Below are 2517 nucleotides of genomic sequence, written 5' to 3'. Positions count from 1 at the left end.
GGCGGGTAGTGCTTGAGCCAGGGCTTGTCCATCGTGTTGTCTCCTTCATCAGGTTTCAGGCCACCGTAGCGCAAGGCAGCCGCGGCCGATTGCGCCAGCGCAAAGCAGCGGGGCCGGGCCGGGCTGTTCCCTTGCGCCGGGTTGAGCGATGTCAAGCCGACGCCCGTGACGCGGCGCAGACTGCCTCTATGCGCGATGCCACGCTGGATTCCCGAGCCCACGCCGCCTGTCTGAAGGCGCTGCAGCGCCAGCTGGAGCAGGCGACGGGGCAGCCTGTCTCGCGCATCGAGACGCACATCTCCAGCCTGCTGCTGACGGCGCACACGGTCTACAAGCTCAAGAAGCCGGTGCGCCTGCCGTTCGTCGACTTCAGCACGCCGCAGCAGCGCGAACACTTCTGCCGCGAGGAGCTGCGCCTGAACCGGCGGCTCGCGCCGCAGCTTTACCTGGACGTGGTGCCCATCACCGGCACGTTCGATGCGCCGCACCTGGGCAGCGATGGTGGCGACGCCATCGACCATGCAGTCCTCATGCGGCGCTTTCCCGCGGATGCACTGCTCTCGCAACGCCTCGCCGATGGCCGGCTGGAGCCGCAGCTCATCGACCGGTTGGCCCACAAGCTCGCCCGCTTCCACGCCACCGCGCCGTGCGCCGCGCCGAACTCCGGCTTTGCCACGCCGGCATCCGTGATCGGCCGGGTGCACGCCGTGCTCAAGCAGCTTGGCGCCAGTGGTGCCGAAGTGCACTCGCTGCAGCAGTGGGTGGCGGTACACGGGACGGCGCTGCGGCCGGCCTTCGAGCAACGGCGTGCCACCCAGGCCATCCGCGAGTGCCATGGCGACCTGCACCTCTCGAACACGGTGGTGCTGGACGACGGCGAGGTGACCGCCTTCGACTGCATCGAGTTCGACCCGGCGCTGCGCTGGATCGACGTGATGGACGACCTGGCATTCGCCACCATGGACCTCAAGGCCCGCGGGCGGGCCGATCTGGCGTGGCGGCTGCTGGACGTCTACCTGCAGGAGCGCGGCGACCACGCCGGCCTGCAGGTCCTGCGCTTCTACGAGGTGGGCCGGGCGCTGGTGCGCGCCCTGGTGGCCCGGTTGGCACCTGCGCCGCCCGCCGTGGACTACCTGGCCTGCGCGCACCACCTCGCGGAGCCGGAGACACGCAGCCCGGGCCTCGCCGTGATGTGCGGCCTCTCGGGTTCGGGCAAGTCGGCGCTGGCCGGCGCCTTGCTGGAGCGCGCCGGCGCGGTGCGCCTGCGGTCGGACGTGGAGCGCAAGCGGCTCTTCGGGCTCACACCCTTGCAACGCTCGCATGAGGCCGGCCTGGACCTCTACACCCCGCGTGCCACGCAAGACACCTTCGACCGGCTGCGCGATCTGGCACGCCAGGCCTTGCTCGCGGGCTACCCGGTGATCGTCGATGCCGCCTTCCTGCAGCGCGCGGAGCGCGAGACCTTCCGCCGCCTGGCCGACGAGTTGCGGCTGCCGTTCACCGTCATCCGCTGCACGGCCGACGTGCCTACGCTGCGTGAGCGCGTGGCACGGCGGGCAGACGAGGGTGTCGACCCCTCCGAGGCGACCACCGAGGTGCTGGAGTGGCAGATCCGCACCCAGGAAGCACCGGAACCCGCCGAGCAGGGCTGGACGCTCGGCATCGACACCAGCCAGCCCGTCGACGTGGCCGACGTGCTGGCCCGTTGGCGGGCCGTGGCGAGCCGCTCGGGCCGCTCAGGCGCGCACGCGTGAGCGGTGTCTTGCTGTGGGCGCAGTCCGCGCACGCCGCAGCAGCACGGCGAACTCCTGGTTGAAGGCCCGGGCGATGGTGTGGGGGTCGGGCACCAGGCCGGCATCTGCCATCACGGTCAGCGTGGCCAGGCCCCGGTAGCTGAAGATGCTGATGCCCATGCCGAGCTCGTCGCCCGGGTGGGGCACGCAGAACATCATGCGTTCGACCGGCACGCCCGCCAGGCGCACCGCCGCGCGCGGGCCGGCCACGTTGGTCAGCACCAGGCTGGCCTTGCTGCCAAAGACCATGCTCGCCACGTCTTCCAGGGCCTTCGGGCCACGGCCGAACAGGTCGAACAACAGCTGCATCGCCAGCGCCTGGGGCGAGCGCTTGAGCGCATCCATGCGGGCCTTGGTCTGCGCGAGCCGGCGGGCGGCGCCCGGCGCGGACACTGGCAGATCCAGCGTCACGAGGCCGAAGGCGTTGCCCAGCAGCCCCATGCGGTCGGCCGGCCGCAGGTTCACCGGCACCATCGCCCGCAGCGTGGTGCGCTGCATGTCGGTGCCGCGGCGCAACAGGTAGCGCCGCAGGGCACCGGCTGCGGCGGCGACCAGCACGTCGTTCACCTTGGCGCCGACCGGCGCACCGATCGCCTTGGCGTCCGCAATCGACACCGGGCGCGACCAGGCCACCCGCTGCCCGGCTGCGAACCGGCCCTTGAACGGCGAAGGCGGATCGGAAGGCTTGAGCAGCACGGTGGCAAGCGACGACACGGCGGCCACG

Annotated in this window: 2 protein-coding genes; one reads left to right on the top strand and one right to left on the bottom strand. The window is 71.5% G+C overall.

The genetic code is table 11. The features are described 5' to 3' along the window. Positions 1-188: 188 nt before the first annotated feature. Entirely contained in the window at positions 189-1754 is a 1566-nt protein-coding gene (locus VFL64_RS12040) for a bifunctional aminoglycoside phosphotransferase/ATP-binding protein (RefSeq protein WP_489540617.1), read from the top strand. Here VFL64_RS12040 and VFL64_RS12035 read toward each other — a convergent pair. Beyond that, positions 1737-2517, bottom strand: a 781-nt coding sequence (locus tag VFL64_RS12035) for a WS/DGAT domain-containing protein (RefSeq protein WP_489540616.1), incomplete at its 5' end; no start/stop codon positions are given. The two genes, VFL64_RS12040 and VFL64_RS12035, sit on opposite strands and share 18 nt — an antisense overlap.

This window comes from Rhizobacter sp. (assembly GCF_035702065.1).
Taxonomy (GTDB): Bacteria; Pseudomonadota; Gammaproteobacteria; order Burkholderiales; family Burkholderiaceae_C; genus Rhizobacter.
The sequence above is the reverse complement of the archived record's forward strand: the minus strand, read 5'-3'. Positions and strand labels throughout refer to the sequence as shown.